Origin of the sequence: Nonomuraea sp. NPDC005692, from assembly GCF_040631115.1 — a bacterium.
Classification (GTDB): Bacteria; Actinomycetota; Actinomycetes; order Streptosporangiales; family Streptosporangiaceae; genus Nonomuraea.
Genome location: NZ_JBEXYU010000010.1, coordinates 61,577 through 77,885, shown reverse-complemented (window position 1 = coordinate 77,885; position 16,309 = coordinate 61,577). Strand labels below are relative to the sequence as shown.

11 protein-coding genes are annotated in these 16,309 nt (G+C 72.0%); 8 read left to right on the top strand and 3 right to left on the bottom strand.

The annotated features are described in order from the left end of the window. Window positions 1-15: 15 nt before the first annotated feature. Window positions 16-1,866: a translational GTPase TypA gene (gene typA, locus ABZ459_RS22090; RefSeq protein WP_357973020.1), complete on the bottom strand. Its 1,851-nt coding sequence runs from the start codon at window positions 1,864-1,866 to the stop codon at window positions 16-18. A 448-nt stretch (window positions 1,867-2,314) separates the two neighbouring features. On the opposite strand from typA, the gene ABZ459_RS22085 reads away from it, so the two are divergent. The 8 genes from ABZ459_RS22085 (at window position 2,315) to ABZ459_RS22050 (ending at window position 11,432) form a co-directional block, all read left to right on the top strand. Beyond that, a complete protein-coding gene (locus ABZ459_RS22085; protein WP_357973017.1) occupies window positions 2,315-2,443 on the top strand; it encodes a hypothetical protein in 129 nt (42 codons plus the stop codon). Then, complete coding sequence (locus ABZ459_RS22080) at window positions 2,440-3,663, top strand: divalent metal cation transporter (protein ID WP_357973015.1); 1,224 nt, start codon at window positions 2,440-2,442, stop codon at window positions 3,661-3,663. The genes ABZ459_RS22085 and ABZ459_RS22080 overlap by 4 nt, the downstream gene beginning before the upstream one ends. Next, window positions 3,660-4,454, top strand: a complete 795-nt coding sequence (locus ABZ459_RS22075) for a hypothetical protein (RefSeq protein ID WP_357973012.1) — start codon at window positions 3,660-3,662, stop codon at window positions 4,452-4,454. The genes ABZ459_RS22080 and ABZ459_RS22075 overlap by 4 nt, the downstream gene beginning before the upstream one ends. Window positions 4,455-4,509: 55 nt before the next feature. Further along, complete coding sequence (locus tag ABZ459_RS22070; RefSeq protein ID WP_357973009.1) at window positions 4,510-5,256, top strand: AMP-binding protein; 747 nt, start codon at window positions 4,510-4,512, stop codon at window positions 5,254-5,256. A 100-nt stretch (window positions 5,257-5,356) separates the two neighbouring features. Continuing rightward, window positions 5,357-7,723 (top strand): LuxR C-terminal-related transcriptional regulator, encoded by a 2,367-nt coding sequence (locus ABZ459_RS22065; protein WP_357973006.1) that lies wholly within the window; start codon window positions 5,357-5,359, stop codon window positions 7,721-7,723. Between the two features lie 56 nt (window positions 7,724-7,779). After that, a complete protein-coding gene (locus tag ABZ459_RS22060; protein WP_357973003.1) occupies window positions 7,780-8,208 on the top strand; it encodes an AMP-binding protein in 429 nt (142 codons plus the stop codon). Window positions 8,209-8,245: 37 nt separating this feature from the next. Further along, the gene (locus ABZ459_RS22055; RefSeq protein ID WP_357973000.1) at window positions 8,246-10,669 is read left to right on the top strand and encodes a LuxR C-terminal-related transcriptional regulator; all 2,424 of its coding nucleotides are present in this window, start codon (window positions 8,246-8,248) and stop codon (window positions 10,667-10,669) included. Window positions 10,670-10,679: 10 nt separating this feature from the next. Then, the gene (locus ABZ459_RS22050; RefSeq protein ID WP_357972997.1) at window positions 10,680-11,432 is read left to right on the top strand and encodes an alpha/beta fold hydrolase; all 753 of its coding nucleotides are present in this window, start codon (window positions 10,680-10,682) and stop codon (window positions 11,430-11,432) included. Between the two features lie 221 nt (window positions 11,433-11,653). Here ABZ459_RS22050 and ABZ459_RS22045 read toward each other — a convergent pair whose 3' ends face one another. Together ABZ459_RS22045 and ABZ459_RS22040 are read right to left on the bottom strand one after the other, a co-directional pair. Further along, window positions 11,654-13,087, bottom strand: a complete 1,434-nt coding sequence (locus ABZ459_RS22045) for an aldehyde dehydrogenase (protein WP_357972994.1) — start codon at window positions 13,085-13,087, stop codon at window positions 11,654-11,656. Window positions 13,088-13,213: 126 nt separating this feature from the next. Continuing rightward, entirely contained in the window at window positions 13,214-16,237 is a 3,024-nt protein-coding gene (locus ABZ459_RS22040) for a M14 family zinc carboxypeptidase (protein ID WP_357972991.1), read from the bottom strand. Between the last annotated feature and the right edge of the window lie 72 nt (window positions 16,238-16,309).

Sequence of the window (16,309 nt, the reverse complement as noted above, 5' to 3'; positions counted from 1 at the left end):
GCGGAGAAAAACGAATCAGACCCGCTTGGCGCGGGCGGCGGCGCGGCCGCGGGTGGCGGCGTCGAGCACGACCTTGCGGATGCGGACCGCGTCGGGCGTGATCTCCACGCACTCGTCCTCGCGGATGAACTCCAGCGCCTGCTCCAGCGAGAGCGTCCGCGGCGGGATGACCTTCTCGGTCTCCTCGCTCGTGGACGAGCGCATGTTCGTGAGCTTCTTCTCCTTGGTGATGTTCACGTCCATGTCGTCGGAACGCGAGTTCTCACCGATGATCATGCCCTCGTAGACCTCGGTGGTCGGCGAGACGAACAGCGTGCCGCGCTCCTGGAGGTTGAGCATGGCGAACGCGGTCACCGGGCCCGACCGGTCGGCCACCAGCGAGCCGTTGTTGCGGGTGCGCAGCTCGCCGAACCAGGGCTCGTAGGAGTCGAAGACGTGGTGGACCAGGCCGGTGCCGCGGGTCTCGGTCAGGAACTCGGTGCGGAAGCCGATCAGGCCGCGGGCCGGGACCACGAACTCCATGCGGATCCAGCCGGTGCCGTGGTTGGTCATGTGCTCCATGCGGCCCTTGCGGACGGCCAGCAGCTGGGTGACCGCGCCGAGGTACTCCTCCGGGCAGTCGACCGTCAGGCGCTCGACCGGCTCGTGCACCTTGCCGTCGATGGTCTTGGTGACCACCTGCGGCTTGCCGACGGTCAGCTCGTAGCCCTCGCGGCGCATCTGCTCGACGAGGATGGCCAGCGCCAGCTCACCGCGGCCCTGCACCTCCCAGGCGTCGGGACGGTCGGTGGGCAGCACGCGCAGCGACACGTTGCCGACCAGCTCCTTCTCGAGCCGGTCCTTGACCATGCGGGCGGTGACCTTCGAGCCCTTGACCTTGCCGACCAGCGGCGAGGTGTTGGTGCCGATCGTCATCGAGATCGCCGGCTCGTCGACCGTGATCAGCGGCAGCGGGCGCGGGTCCTCGGGGTCGGCCAGCGTCTCGCCGATCATGATCTCGGGGATGCCCGCGATGGCGATGATGTCGCCGGGGCCGGCCTCCTCGGCCGGCTTGCGCTCCAGCGCCTCGGTCATCAGCAGCTCGGTGATCTTCACCTTCTGGATCGTGCCGTCGGTACGGCACCAGGCGACCTGCTGGCCCTTGCGCATGATGCCCTGGTGGATCCGGCACAGCGCGATACGGCCCAGGTAGGAGGAGGCGTCGAGGTTGGTGACGTGCGCCTGCAGCGGGGCGTTGGGGTCGTACGTGGGCGCCGGGATCGTCGACTTGATGATGTCGAACAGCGGCTCAAGGTCCTCCGAGTCGGGCATGCCGCCGTCGTCGGGACGGTTCAGGGAGGCGCGGCCGGCCTTGGCCGAGGCGTAGACGATCGGGAAGTCGATCTGCTCCTCGGTGGCGTCGAGGTCCATGAAGAGCTCGTAGACCTCGTCGACGACCTCCTTGATGCGGGCGTCGGGGCGGTCGACCTTGTTGATGCACAGGATGACCGGCATCTTGGCGGCGAAGGCCTTGCGCAGCACGAACCGGGTCTGCGGGAGCGGGCCCTCGGAGGCGTCGACCAGCAGCACCACACCGTCGACCATGGAGAGGCCGCGCTCGACCTCGCCGCCGAAGTCGGCGTGGCCGGGGGTGTCGATGATGTTCAGGGTCATGCCGCCGTGCTGGACGGCGGTGTTCTTGGCGAGAATGGTGATGCCCTTCTCGCGCTCCAGGTCGTTGGAGTCCATGACCCGGTCGTCGACGTCCTGGTTCGCGCGGAAGGCCCCGGACTGCCAGAGCATGGCGTCGACCAGTGTGGTCTTGCCATGGTCGACGTGCGCGATGATCGCGATGTTCCGCAGGTCGTCGCGGCTGTTCAAAGGCATGATGACTTCTCGCTCTGTGTCGTGGGGGCGGCCGCGCGAAGTCGCGACCCACCAAGTCTAGTTGATCCCCTCTCGTGACAAGAGCGGGACAAGGCGTCTGCGGCGCTGTAGGGGTGAACGCCCCGGCCCGCGCGTCTGATTCCCGGCCTCCCGCATGGACCAGGAGCAGGGGGGCGATGAGCAACCGTGAGGGACGAAGGGCTGGTGCTGCTCGCCGCGTGGGGGCAGTTCGCGCTGCTCCTCGGGCTGCTGGCCTATTTCCTGCTGCGAGGCCGCACATGAGGCGGGTGGCGGCGCTCCTCGTGCCGCTCGTGGCCGCGGCCGGCTGCGTGAGCCCCGCCTGGGACGACCACGACTACGCGCTCAAGGCCCAGCAGTCGGACAAGAGCGTCTCCTCCGTCATCCAGATGGTCCGCCTGGCCGTGGCGAACTCCCACCGGCTGACCAGGTGCGCGACCGGGTGCTCGACCGGATCCAGCGGGCCGAGGACCTGGTGGACGACCTGCTCATCCAGGTACGCCGGGACCGGATCAAGGACCCCGCCCGAGCGGTGCGGGAGCTTGAGGCGCTGGGGTGAAGAAGCTCTTCGCCGTCACGCTCGGCATCCTCAGCGCCGTCGGCGGCTTCGTGGACATCGGCGACCTCGTGGCCAACTCGCTGGTCGGAGCCTGGTTCGGGATGTCGCTGGCGTGGGTCGTGGTGGTCGGCGTGGTGGGCATCTGCCTGTTCGCCGAGATGTCCGGCAGGATCGCCGCGGTCTCCGGCCGGCCGGTCTTCGACCTCGTACGCGAGCGGCTCGGCCCGCGGGCGGGCCTGCTCAACCTGGGGGCGTCGTTCTTCATCAACCTGCTCACGCTGGCCGCGGAGATCGGCGGCGCGTCGCTCGCCCTGGAGCTGGCCACCGGCGTCAACTACCTGCTGTGGGTGCCGGGGGTGGCGCTGGTCGCCTGGCTGGTGATGTGGCGGGTCAGGTTCGAGACCATGGAACGGGTGTTCGGGCTGGCCGGGCTCGCGCTGGTGGTGTTCGGGGTGGCGGCGTGGCAGCTCGGCCCCGACTGGGGCGAGCTGGGCAGCCAGCTCGCCTCGCCGCCGCAGGCCGAGGGGGCGGCGACCTACTGGTACTACGCGGTCGCGCTGCTGGGCGGCGCGATGACCCCGTACGAGGTGTTCTTCTTCTCCTCCGGCGGCGTCGAGGAGCGGTGGACGCGCAAAGACCTGGTGACCGCCCGCGCCAACGTGTTCGTCGGCTTCCCGCTCGGCGGCATGTTGTCGCTGACCATCATGGTCTGCGCCGCCGCGGTGTTCCTGCCGGTGCAGGCCGAGGTGGAGTCGCTGGCGCAGATGGTGCTGCCGGTGGGCGTCGGGCTGGGCAAGATCGGGCTGGCGATGGTGATCATCGGGGTGTTCGCGGCCACGTTCGGCGCGACGCTGGAGACCGCGCTGTCGTCGGGGTACACGCTCAGCCAGTACTTCGGCTGGCGGTGGGGCAAGAGGGCGCGGCCGAGGGACGCCGCCAGGTTCCACGTCGTGGTGCTGGTCGCGGTCGTGCTGGCCGCGGCGCTCATCCTGACGACCGTCGACCCGGTCATGGTGACGGAGTACTCGCTGGTGTTCTCGGCCGCCGCGCTGCCGTTGACGTACCTGCCCGTGCTGATGATCGCCAACGATCCCGACTACATGGAAGACCGGGTCAACAGCCGGTTGACCAACGCCGTCGGCACCGCGTACATGATCCTGTTGTCGGTGGTCGCGATGGCGGCGGTCCCGCTGCTGGTCGCCACGAAGGCGGGGCAATGAGGGCCCGGGAGCTCCACGCCGACCTGCACCTGCTCGACCGGCAGGTGGTCGGCGCGGACGACGGCGAGCCCGTCTGCAAGGTGGACGACCTGGAGCTGGCCGGCGACCCGCCGTACGTGGCGGCCCTCCTCGCCGGGCCGCTCGCGCTGGCCCCCCGCATCGGCGGCCTGCCCGGCTGGCTGATGAGCTCGGTGACCACGCTGTTCAGGCCCGAGGAGCACCCGCAGCCCCGGCGCATCCCCATGCACCTGGTCACCGAGATCGGCAGCGCGATCAAGGTGAGCGGCGAGCTCGCCGAGCCCGCACTCGAACGCTGGATGCGCGAGAACGTGATCGCCAGGATCCCCGGCAGCGGCGGCGAGCGCCGGCCCGGGGGAGAGGTCGTGCACGCCGCCGGCCCCGTCCCGAGGATCAGCTGGTTCAAGGGCCGCACGGTGACCGACGCGGCCGGCGAGGTGGTCGGCAGGGTCGCCGACGTGCGGCTGTGCCAGGACGGCCCGCTGCTGATGGGCGTGCAGAACGCGTTCCGGGTCAGCGGCCTCATCGTCGTGCCCCGCCGCACCGGCAAGCTCTTCGGGTACGAGCGCGGCCCCGGCGGCCGGGCCCCCTGGCTGGTCGAGGCCCTGATCAGGCGCCGGCTCGCGGGCAGCAGGCTGGTGGCCTGGGAGCAGCTCGCCTGGGAGGGCGGCTCCTGGGCGGAGGAGCCCGGCGCCGTCCTGCGGCTGAACGTGCCCGCCGACCGGCTCGCCCCCCTCACCGAGCTGTACGAGCGCGAGCCGGGACGTACATAGCAGGTTGCACATTTGTGTGCATGGCAGGAGCCGCCGCGGTCCCTACATTGTCGTCATGACGTGGACAGAGCTGGTTATGGGCTCGGCACCGAGCAAGGGCGACCAGCCGGCGGTGAGCGACGTCAGGACCGGCGAGGTGCTGTCGTACGCGCAGTTCGCCAGGCGGGTCACCCGCGCGGCGGGCGGGTTGCGGCGCGACGGGCTGACCTACGGCGACCGCGTCCTCATCGACCTGCCGCTCGGCGCCTCGCTGGTGGTGGCGGTCCACGCGGTGGCCTGGGCGGGCGGCGTCGCCGTGCTGGACGGCTCGGGCCCGGTCCGCATGATGATCACCCGCGGCCCCCGCGAGCCCGGCAGCCCCGCCGCGGACCGGGTCTACGCCTTCCGCCCCTCGCCGGGCGCGCTGCCGTTCGCCGGGCTGCTCAACGCGAGCCCGGTGGAGTTCGGCCCGCTGGCGGGCGCGGCGCTGGCGCCGGGCGGCGGCCGGGTGCTCGACCACGACGAGCTCGCCGCCGACCTGCGCAACCTGGCCGCCCGCCTGGTGGTCGGCAAGGACGACGTCGTCGTCAACGCGGCCGGCGACCTGCTCAAGGGGCTGCGGGTGCTCGACCTGGCCCTGATGTCCGGCGCCCACGTGGTGATCGCCGCCAACGAGCCGACCGTCATCGGCTGCCGGGTGCTGGCCGCCGAGCGCAGGGCCACCATGGTCGTGGCGCCGTACGACGTCGCCAGGCGGCTGCTGGGAAACCCCATTCTGCGCGTTGTGGACGAAAGGGCGATCGTCAGCTCGCTTGGCCTGTGAAAAGTGCGACACTGTGCAAGAGTGTGATCCTTCGGCGACGCAGGGTGAACACATGCCAGAGGCCCCCCGGCACAATCTTCCAGCAGAGCCCAATCGGTTCGTGGGCCGCGAACGCGACCTCGACGACCTGCGCGGGCTGTTCGGCGAGACGCGCGTGGTCACGTTGTGCGGCGTCGGCGGCATCGGCAAGACCCGGCTGGCCCTGCGGGTGGCCGCCGGGCTGGTGGGCGGTTATCCGGGCGGGGTGTGGCTGGTCGAGCTGGCCCGGGTCAGCCGTCCGGAGCAGATCGTCCAGGAGATCGCCCGGGTGCTGCGGGTGCGCGAGGAGAGCGGGCGCCCGCTGCTCGACACCGTCACCGCCCGGCTGCGCGAGCTGCGCTGCCTGCTGCTGCTCGACAACTGCGAACACCTGGTCGATGGGTGCGCCGGGCTGGCCGCCGAGCTGGTCGCCTGCTGTCCCCGGCTGAGCATCCTGGCCACCAGCCGGGAGCCGCTGCGCATCGCCAGCGAGCTGATCTGGCGGGTGCCGCCGCTCGACCTGCCCGAGATGGGATACGCCGACGCCGAGTCGGTGCAGCTGTTCATGGACCGGGCCGCCGCCGCCGGCACCCGGCTCGGCCCCGACACCCTGCCCGACGTGGTCCGCCTGTGCCAGGCGCTCGACGGGCTGCCGCTGGCCCTGGAGCTGGCGGCGGCCCGTACGAGCCTGCTCAGCCCCGGGCAGATCGCCGACCGGCTCGACGACCGCTTCTCGCTGCTGACCACGGGCGGCCGTACGGCCCCGGCGCGGCAGCGCACGCTGCTGGCCACCGTCGACTGGAGCTACGACCTGCTGTCGGCCAAGGAGCAGGTGCTGCTGCGCAGGCTGTCGGTCTTCGCCCGCGACTTCGACCTCGACCTGGCCGAGCAGGTCTGCGCCGAGCGGCCCATCGCCCGGGACGAGATCGTCGACCTCCTCGGCGGCCTGGTCGACAAGTCCCTCGTGCTGTGCGACGAGGAACGCAGGCGCTACCGGATGCTGGAGACGATCAAGCGGTACGCGATGAAGCGGCTGGACCGGGCCGGTGAGCGCGAGGACGTCCGCGAGCGGCACCTCACCGTCCTGTGCGACCTGCAGGAACGCCACTTCACGACCGAGATGGTCCGGCCGGGCGTGCCCTGGCCGGAGCGGCTGGAGTGCCTGACGGCCAGCAAGCAGCTCCTCGACGACCAGCGGGCCGCCCTCGACTGGGCCGCCGAGTCCGGCAACGCGCGGCTCGGCCTGCGCCTGTGCGCCGCCAGCACCGCCCTGCTGCCCATCTCCGGCAATCTGACCGAGATCGTCGGCTGGATCGAGCGGCTGCTCTCGCTCGACCTCGAAACCGTCCCCGACGGGCAGATCGCGCAGGGCAAGGCGTACCTCGCCTACGGGCTGGAGGCCCGCGACGAGCTCAGCCGGTCGCTGGAGGTGGCCACGCAGAGCCTGGCGGGCCTGGGCGAGGAGAACGTGTTCACCCGCTGCGTCATGCACAGCCTCGTGGTCGTCGTCCTGCTGCGCATGGGCCGCATCGACGAGGCGCTGCACCACGCCGAGCGGGGCCTGGCCGAGGCCACCGAGTCGGGCGACGCCTGGAACCAGGCGGCGGGGCTGGCCGGGCTGTCGGCGGTGGCGCTGACCAGGGGCCGGCTGCGCGAGGCCCAGAGGCTGGGCGACGAGGCCCTGGCGCGGGCGCGCGAGCACGGCCACCGCTGGCTCATGGCCAGGATGGCCGCCCAGCTCGGCGCGGTGGCCGAGGCCCGCGGCGACCTGGAGACCGCCAAGTCCCGCTACGAGCTGGCCGTCCCGTGGTTGTGCGAGCTGGGCAGCGACTCGGAGCTGGCGCGCTGCCTGGCCAGGGTGGGCCGGGTCGCGGCCATGCTGGGCGAGTTCGCCGCGGCCAGGGAGCGGCTGGCCGACAGCCTCGCGCTGAGCCGGCAGACCGGCCAGCGGCAGGGGGTGGCCCGATGCCTGGCCGGCCTGTCGGTGCTGGCCGAGCACGAGGGCGACCTCGACGGCGCGGTGCTGGCCGCCGCCGCCGCGGCCACGCTGCGCGAGTCGATCGGCCAGCACTCGGCCACGATCAGGATCGAGGAACTGCTCTCGCGCGCCCGCGCCAAGCTCGGCGAGGGCCGTACGGCCTCCCTGTGGTCGCGCGGCCGGGCGATGAGCCCCGACGCCGCCGCCCGCCAGGTGCTGGCGGGGGAGCGGCCCGCGGCGCCGCCGCCCGTGCCGGCCGAGCCGGTCAGGCACTCGCTGCTGACCGTGCGCGAGCTGGAGATCGCCGGCCTGCTCACCCGCGGCCTGTCCAACCGGGCCATCGCCGAGGAACTGGTGATCAGCCCGGCCACGGTCGCCCGGCACATCGCCAACATCATGGAGAAGCTGGGGTACACCTCGCGCGCGCAGATCGCGGTGTGGGCCGCCGAGCACCCCAGCGCTTCTGCATAAGGATCTGCATATTCCGCCCCATGTAGGCACGTGACCCCCTCCCTACCGTGGACGCCATGGATGAGCACATCGTCATGGTGGACTCCGGGACGGGCGTGGAGCTCACCGAGAAGCAACTGGACGAGCGGTCGGCGATCGCGACCGCCCAGTTGCGGCGCAGAGGGGTGCGCGCGGGCGACACGGTGCTCGTCTGCCTGCCCGTGGGGCCCGACCTGCTGGTGGCGGCGGACGCGGTGATGGCGGCGGGCGGCGTCGTCTGGCCGGTGCCCGCCGACCTCGACCGTGCCGGGCTGGGCGAGCGCATCCGGGCCAGCGGCGCACGGGTGATGATCTCCGACGTGCCGGAGGCGCTGGAGGCGGCCGAGGAGTCGCGCGTGCGGATCGTGATGAGCGTGGCCGAGCTGGGCGGGCGGCATCCGTATCCGCGCAGTCGCGGACAGTCCACGGAAAGTGATCGCACGCGGTCGGCCGGAGGTGGAGACTGAGCGCACCTGTGATCCTCCGCTGACCCTGGGCACCGACATGACTCCGCCAGTTCCGCACAACCTGCCCGCAGAGCCCAACCGTTTCGTCGGCCGCGGGCGTGACCTGACCGAGCTGAGCACGCTGGTCCACGACGAACGCGTGGTCACGCTGAGCGGCGTCGGCGGCATCGGCAAGACCCGCCTGTCGCTGCGGGTGGCGGCCAGGGCCGCGCCGGGCTTCGCCGACGGCGTCTGGCTGGTCGAGCTGGCCCGTCTCGCCGACCCCGCCCTGATCGTCAACGAGATGGCCGGCGTGCTCGGCGTCCGCGACGAGGCCCCGGGGCGACTGCTCGACGGCCTGCGCGTACGGCTGCGCGAGGCCAGGGCGCTGATCGTGCTCGACAACTGCGAGCATCTGGTCGACCGCTGCGCCGAGCTGGTCGCCGGCCTGATCGCCGACTGCCCCCAGCTGCGTTTCCTGCTCACCAGCCGCGAGCCGCTGCGCATCCCCGGCGAGCTGGTCTGGCGGGTGCCGCCGCTGGAACTGCCCGACGACCACCATCCCGACGCCGAGTCCGTGCTGCTGTTCGTCGAGCGGGCGCTGGCGGCGGGGGCCCGGTCGGTGACCGGCAGCATGGACGACGTCGTCCGCCTGTGCCGGGCGCTCGACGGCCTGCCGCTGGCGCTGGAGCTGGCCGCGGCCCGCACGAGCCTGATGAGCCCGGGCCGCATCGCCGACCGCATCGGCGACCGGTTCACCCTGCTGACCAGGGGCGACCGCACCGCGCCCGCCCGCCAGCGCACCCTGCTGGCCACCGTCGAGTGGAGCCACGACCTGCTGCGGCCCAAGGAGCGCGTGCTGCTGCGCCGGCTGTCGGTGTTCGCCGGGCTGTTCGACCTGGTCGTGGCCGAACGGGTGTGCGCCGACGGCGGCATCGTGCCCAGGGCCGAGCTGCTCGACCTGCTCAACGGCCTGGTGAACAAGTCGCTGGTGCTCCACCACGACGGGCGCTACCGGCTGCTGGAGACCATTAGGCAGTACGCCGCCGAGCGGCTGGCCGAGGCGGGCGAGCTGACCCGGCTGCGCGACCGGCACCTGCGGGTGATCTGCGAGGAGATGGAACACTGCTACCAGGCCGGCACGCTCGACCCGCGCATGCCCTGGTCCGCCCGCGTCCCGCACTTCGTCAGGGGCCGGGCGCTGATGGACGACTGCCGGGCGGCGGTGGAGCGGGCGGTGGAGTCGGCCGACCCGGTGCTCGGGCTGCGCCTGGCCCGCGCCGCCCTGGCGATCCTGGCCGTACGCGGTGAGCTGGGCGAGACCGTCGGCTGGCACCAGCGGCTGCTCGCCCTCGACCTGTCCCTGGTGCCCTCCGACGTGGTCGCCGTGGCCAAGGGCGGCCTGGCGTACGGGCTGGAGATCTGCGACGAGCTGGCCCGCGCCGAGGAGCTGGTCGTGCAGGGGGTGGAGGAGCAGAAGAGGCATCCGTACACCCACTGGCTGGGCGTCACCTACAGCGTGGCGCTGGCCGTGTTCTTCCGCACCGGCCAGAGCGAGAAGGCGCTGCGTTACCTGGAGGAGCTGGAGGCGGCGGCCACCGCCCACGACGACCTGTTCAACCTGGCCACGGTCCGCATCGCCCAGCTCAACCTGGCGCTGTTCCGCGGCCAGCTCCGCCAGGCCCGCCGGCGCGGCGAGCAGGCGCTGGCCCTGGCCAGGGAGGCCGGCCACCACTGGACGCTGGCCAGGGCGCTGACCCACCTGGGCGCGGTGGCCGAGGCGGCGGGCGACCTGGAGGCCGCCATGACCTGCCACACCTCGGCCCTGCCGCTGCTGGAGGACATGGGCAACCGGGTCGAGCTGGCCCGCTGCCAGGCCAAGCTGGGCCGGGTGGCGGCCCGGATGCACGACTATCCGGCCGCCCGGCTGCACCTGGCCGCGAGCCTGGCGCTGAGCACCCGCACCGGCCAGCGCAGGGGCGTGGTGCGGGCGCTGACGGCCATGTCGGCGCTGGCGGCCGAGCAGGGCGACCTGGAGGGCGCGGTGCTGGCCGCCGCCGCCGCGACCGCGCTGCGCGAGGCCATCGGCCAGTACGGCGTCCCCGGCCCGGTGCAGGAGCTGCTCACGCGGGCCAGGGCCGGGCTCGGCGAGGGCCGGGTGTCGCTGCTGTGGGCCAAGGGGGCCCGGCAGTCGCCCGACGAGGTGGCCAGGCGGGTGCTCGATCCCGGCCAGGCCGTTCCCGCGGGGCCGTCCGGGCCGTCGCCGGGGGCCTGGCAGGGCGGGCTGACCGGCCGGGAGCTGGAGATCGCCGCGTTGCTCACCGGGGGCCTGAGCAATCGGGCCATCGCCATGAAGCTGGTGATCAGCCCGGCCACGGTGGCCCGGCACGTCGCCAACATCATGGAGAAGCTGGGCTTCGCCTCCCGGGCCCAGATCGCGGTGTGGGCCACCGAGCACGGCCTGGAAACGGACCACGAATAAGCTGGTATTCATGCCTTTCGCGCCCAATTTCCCGGTGATGCTCAGGACCGAGGACGGTGTCCGCATCGACGCCGCCCACACCCCCTCGGCGGCCGGCGACATCGGGATCGTCATGGCGCACGGCTTCACCGGATCCTGGCGCGAGCGCACCGCCCGCCGCATCGCGCACGTGCTCAGCGGCTACGGCGGCGTGCTCGCGTTCGACTTCCGCGGGCACGGCCGCTCGGGCGGCGAGACGACGGTGGGCGACCTGGAGATCCTCGACGTCGAGGCCGCCGTACGGCATGCCCGCGTGGTCGGCTACCGCCGGGTCGCGGTCGTGGGCTTCTCCATGGGGGCGGCGGTGGCCGTCCGGCACGCGGCGCTGCGCCGAGGAGTGGACGCGGTGGCGGCGGTCAGCGGCCCGGCGCGCTGGTACTACCGGGGCACCAAGCCCATGCGCCAGGTCCACTGGGCCATCGAGCAGCCGTTCGGCAGGTTCGCCGCCCGGCTGGCCAAGCGCACCAGGATCGCGAGCGGCCAGTGGGACCCGATCCCGATGCCGCCGCACGAGGCCGCCGCCCTGGTCTCGCCCGCGCCGCTGCTGGTCGTGCACGGCGACGCCGACGCCTTCTTCCCGCTGGACCACGCCCACCAGCTCTACGACGGCGCCCGCGAGCCCAAGGAGCTGTGGATCGAGCCGGGCTACGGGCACGCGGAGTCGGCCGCCGGCCCCGAACTCATCCGGCGTATCGGTAAATGGATCTCCTCGAACCTTTCGTGAGTAATACCCGTCTACCTAAGACGGATGGAAAGGATCCGCCGGGAGAAAAGTCCTCGGGGAAGGAAACCGCCTTGGCGGTGACCGTGGGACATACTTCAGTAGCCGGGCAGTCGCCGACTGTAGGCGGCGGATCCGGCACCTAGCGTCGCGGGGGCACGCTGGGTGCCTTCCCCGGCACGCAAGAGGGGCCCCGCGGCGCGCGGGGCCCCTCTTCGCCGCCGCTAGCCCAGCCGGGCGATCGTCTTGTACTCCAGGTAGCCGTTCAGGCCCTCGGGGCCGAGCTCGCGGCCGATGCCGCTGGCCTTGAAGCCGCCGAAGGGCGCGTTCGACTCCAGCATGAAGCAGTTGACGCCGTAGGTCCCGGTGCGCACCTGGCGGGCGACGTTCATGCCGCGCTCGGTGTCGGCCGTCCAGACCGTGCCGGCCAGGCCGTAGTCGCTGTCGTTGGCGATGCGCAGGGCGTCGGCCTCGTCCTCGTACGGGATCACCGCCAGGACCGGGCCGAAGATCTCCTCGCGGGCGATGCGCATGTCGTTGCCGACGTTGGCGAAGACCGTGGGCGCGACGTACCAGCCGCGGTCGCGGGGACGGTCGAGGCCGCCGACGACGACCTTGGCGCCCTCGTCCATGCCGATCTTGATGTAGCCCTCGACGCGCTCCTGCTGGCGCTTGGCCACCAGCGGGCCGATGCCGGTCGCCGGGTCGGCCGGGTCGCCGACGGGCTGGGAGTTGACCATGTTGGCCACGGCGTCCACGACCTCGTCGTACCGGCTGCGCGAGGCCAGGATGCGGGTCTGGGCGACGCACGCCTGGCCGTTGTTCATCAGCGTGGCCATGGCCAGGAAGCCCATGCTCGCCTGCAGGTCGGCGTCGTCCAGGATGATCGCGGCGGACTTGCCGCCGAGCTCCAGGCTGACCCGCTTGAGCTGCTCGCCGCAGATGGAGGCGATGCGGCGTCCGGCGGCGGTGGAGCCGGTGAAGGCCACCTTGTCGACGCCGGGGTGGGAGATCAGGTGCTCGCTCACCTCGCGCCCGGCGGGCACGATGTTGAGCACGCCCGCCGGGATCCCGGCCTCGGCCGCCCACTCGGCCAGCAGGTACGCGTCCAGCGGCGTCTCGGGCGCGGGCTTGAGCACGATCGTGCACCCGGCCAGCAGCGCGGGCGCGACCTTGGTCATGGTCACGAACTGGGGCACGTTCCACGGGACGACGGCCGCGACGACGCCGACCGGCTCGCGCCGCACGGTGATCGGCCCGAACAGCCCGGGACGCTCCTCCTCCTGGGCGAACTCCTTGCCCAGCCCGGCGTAGAACTGCAGCATGCCGAGCGGCTGCGGCGCCTGCGCGAGGTTGGAGAAGGTGATCGGCGAGCCCATCTCCTCGGTGATCAGGGCGGCCATCTCGCCCTGGCGCTCGTTGTAGATCGCCGCCAGCCGCTCGATCACGGCGGCCCGCTCGGCGAACGTCATGCGCGGCCACGGCCCGTGGTCGAACGCCTGGCGGGCGGCGGCCACCGCGCGTTCCATGTCCTCGGCGGTGCCGTCGGGGACGCGGCCCACGACCTCCTCGGTGTGGGGGGAGATGACGTCGATCGTCCCGGTGCCCGCCGGGGTCACCCATTCGCCCCCGATGAACAGCTTGTCGTGCTGGCGCATGTCGTGAGCCTCCTGCTTGACCGAATGCTTGCTTGCTGCGCGTACGCCTCAAGGCGACCGAACCATGTTCTGTCCGTGCACGCAAGAGGGGCGCGGCAGCGGTGTGCCGCGCCCCTCGGGGCGTCGCTAGCGGGGGTCGCCCAGCAGGTGCCGCATCGACCGCCTGACCAGGTCCGTACGCGCGGCCTGGTCGCTCAGGCTCTCCACGCCGAAGCCCAGATAGACGGTGTCCGCGGTGACGATGCCGCCGCCCTCCTCGAAGACCTGGTCGGTGCGGAACCAGTTGTTGATCGAGGGGGCCGAGCCGGCCGGCGGCGCGGCCACGGCCCAGCCGCCGAGGTCGGACTCGAAGGAGGTGTCACCGGCCGCCGCGCCGTCCAGGGTGACCTTGGCGTCGTCGAGGAAGACGCCCGCGCCCTGGGTGGACCAGTCGCTGAGGTAGGAGATCGACAGCTCGACCCGCTTGCCCGCGTACGGGGTCAGGTCCACCTTCCACTGCTGCCAGCCGCCGGAGTTGCCCGAGGCGGCGTGCCACGCGCCGGAGGACCCGGTCGGCTCGCAGGCCGCGCCCTGGTAGTGCTGGGTGAACGGGTGGATCACCCGCCAGCCGCCGCTGTTCTCCGCCTTGCAGCTCTCGCCGGTGCTCTGCGAGGTGTGGCCGTTCGCGTCGGGGAGGGTGGTCCAGTCGTCGGCGCCCGCGGTGTGCGCCTCGACCGTCAGGAAGTCCCAGTCGGCCTCGGTGTCGTAGGACGTCCAGAACGACAGGTCGCCGGAGCTCTTGCCGGTCAGGTCCACGGTCGTGGTCAGCCGCTTCCAGGAGACGTCGGCGATGCCGCTGTAGACGTCCCAGGAGCCGGTGTGCGGGTCGAAGGGGCCGCCGGGGCGTACCCACTTGACCTGGGCCGAGCTCGCGAACAGCGGGAACTGCGCCGGGGGCAGGATGGCCGAGGTGGCCACGAACGAGTTGGTGTGGCCGGGCTGCAGCGTGCCGGCGAAGCCCTCGAACTTGCCGCCGTTGCCCTTCAGCGCGAACGGCTGCCCGCTCGCCTGGTCGGTGCCCCCGTCGTCGAAGAAGACGTAGGCGCCCAGCCAGTACTGCTGGAAGTCGTTGAACACCTGGATGCACGGCGGGTCGTCGGGGACCGTGCACTCGGGGTGGCCGGGCTGGTCGGGCTCGTAGTAGTACGCGCCGTTGTTGTTGGCCGCGTACGAGGGGTACTTGCCGGCGTGCAGCAGCTTGCCGCCCTCGTTCAGGTAGTCGCGCACCGCCAGCTCGGTGTCCACGCCGCCCTTCGACGTGGTGCCGGCGACCTGCCCGGGGGAGCGGGGGATGACGTCGTCGCCGGTCTCCCAGACCACCGCCTTGTAGTGGCTGAGCACGCCGAGGGGGTGCGGAGCCTTGCGGCCCATCTTGTCCATGTCGTAGACGTCGGCCGGGTATCCGGCGTCCTGGAGCGCCTTGACGTAGTCGGCGGCGTACTTGGCCTCGGTCCCGCCCTGGGCCGGGCTGAGGCCGGTGACGTCCTCGGCGGCCAGTACGAGAACCTTGCCGCCGATGTCGTCCTGCACGGTGTAGGTGAAGTCGCCGCTCTTCCTGCCGATCGCGCTGAACCAGACCTTGACCTTGTCGCCCGGCCGGGTGCCGGTGATCTTTCCGCGCAGCCGGTGGTAGTAGCGGTCGTAGCCCTTGCCGTACCGCTCGCCGCCCTTCCACTCGCCGGTCGGCGCGATCCTCGTCCGGCCGCCGTTGACCTGGTAGTTGAGCAGGACGGGGCCGACCTTACGCTTGGCCGTGACCTGGACGGCCTGGTCGGTGCCGTAGCTGAACTCGAACGGGTCGAGCACGAAGTCGGGCGTCCTGTTGCCCAGGTGGCTGACCGGCTCGACCGGGTCGGCCGCGGACCTGGCGACGTCGAGCGCGAACGGCAGGTTCTTCGCGAACTCCGCCTGCACCGCCGCCTCGTCGTCGGGGAAGACGAACCCGCAGCCGTCGCAGCCCTCGTCGAGCTCCGGCGTCCAGGAAAGGGTGCCGTACCGGGCGTGGGCGTGGTCGTTGGTGTCGCCGTTCGTGGTGTAGAGCTCCGCGCCGAGGTCGGGGTCGAACCCGGGGACGGCCGGGGCGTCGTCGTCGCCGGTCAGGGCCTCGTAGATCGGGTTGTCCGCGGTCTTCGTGGCGATCTGGAACCCGCTCGGGTAGAGCAGCAGCGGGCCGAAGGAGTGGTAGTTCAGGTTCATCTCGAACCTGACCCGGTTGAGCAGGCCGTCCATGGCCCTGGTCTCGGGCTCGCTGGCCGGGCCGGTCCCGCGGAAGGTCTCGCTGCTCGGGATGCTCGACGAGCCCTCCTCGTCGTAGCGGAAGTTCGTGGGGAAGTTGCGGTTCGGGTCCACGCCGTCGCCGTTGGCGATCTTCCCGTCGCCGTCGTTGTCGCGCAGGTTCTTGCGCCACAGGCGGTTGCCCTCGGTGAAGGTGAAGTCGTAGCCGTCGGGGTTGGCCACCGGCACGAACCACAGCTCGGTCCGGTTGAGCAGGTCCCGCAGCGCCGACCTGTTGGCGACCACGTACTTCAGCAGCCGCATGTCCACCTCGGCGGCGATCCACTCGCGGGCGTGCTGGGTGGCCGAGTAGAGCGTGGCGGGCTTGAGGCCGTCGGGCAGCAGCCGGGCTCCGGTGGAGACCTTGGCGGCGAGGATGTCCTGGCCCTTGAGCGTCCTGCCGATGGACTGCAGCTTGACGATGTCCCTGTTGGCGTTCGCGATCGCCCTGAGCTGGTCGGCGATGCCGCCCTGCTCGGAGTACGACCGCCACACCGTGTAGCCGCCGGCCGCCTGGGCCTTGGCGGCCTGGAGGTTGCTCTGCCCCTGCGGGTTGCGCACGGGCTCGGGCCGCAGGCCGAGCTTGGCCAGTCCGGCCAGGTCGGCCTGGGCGGCGGTCAGCTCGACGTGCTCCTTGTCGCCGCCGTTCTCGTGCTGGACGACGTCGAAGCCCTTCTCCCGCAGGAACTGGGCGGTGCCCGGCTTGCCGTCCACCTGGTAGAGGTCGATGCGGTCGCCGGGCGGCAGCGGATCGACCGACGCCTCGGCGGTGAGGGGGACGAGGGAGGTGCCCAGGCCGAGAAGCACGGCCGCGGCGATGGTCATGATTCGAGACACGATCTGCCCCTTCGCAGAGACGAGTTCGATCGCCATCTCAGACCGGGATCAAGCCCTCCACAAGGCCCAATC

Bases quoted from the DNA above. Each gene is read 5' to 3' on its own strand.
- ABZ459_RS22070 (WP_357973009.1), top strand. From the start codon at position 4,510: ATGACGTGGACAGAGCTGGTTATGGGCTCGGCACCGAGCAAGGGCGAC.
- ABZ459_RS22050 (WP_357972997.1), top strand. From the start codon at position 10,680: ATGCCTTTCGCGCCCAATTTCCCGGTGATGCTCAGGACCGAGGACGGT.
- ABZ459_RS22060 (WP_357973003.1), top strand. From the start codon at position 7,780: ATGGATGAGCACATCGTCATGGTGGACTCCGGGACGGGCGTGGAGCTC.
- ABZ459_RS22045 (WP_357972994.1), bottom strand. From the start codon at position 13,087: ATGCGCCAGCACGACAAGCTGTTCATCGGGGGCGAATGGGTGACCCCG.
- typA (WP_357973020.1), bottom strand. From the start codon at position 1,866: ATGCCTTTGAACAGCCGCGACGACCTGCGGAACATCGCGATCATCGCG.
- ABZ459_RS22075 (WP_357973012.1), top strand. From the start codon at position 3,660: ATGAGGGCCCGGGAGCTCCACGCCGACCTGCACCTGCTCGACCGGCAG.
- ABZ459_RS22055 (WP_357973000.1), top strand. From the start codon at position 8,246: ATGACTCCGCCAGTTCCGCACAACCTGCCCGCAGAGCCCAACCGTTTC.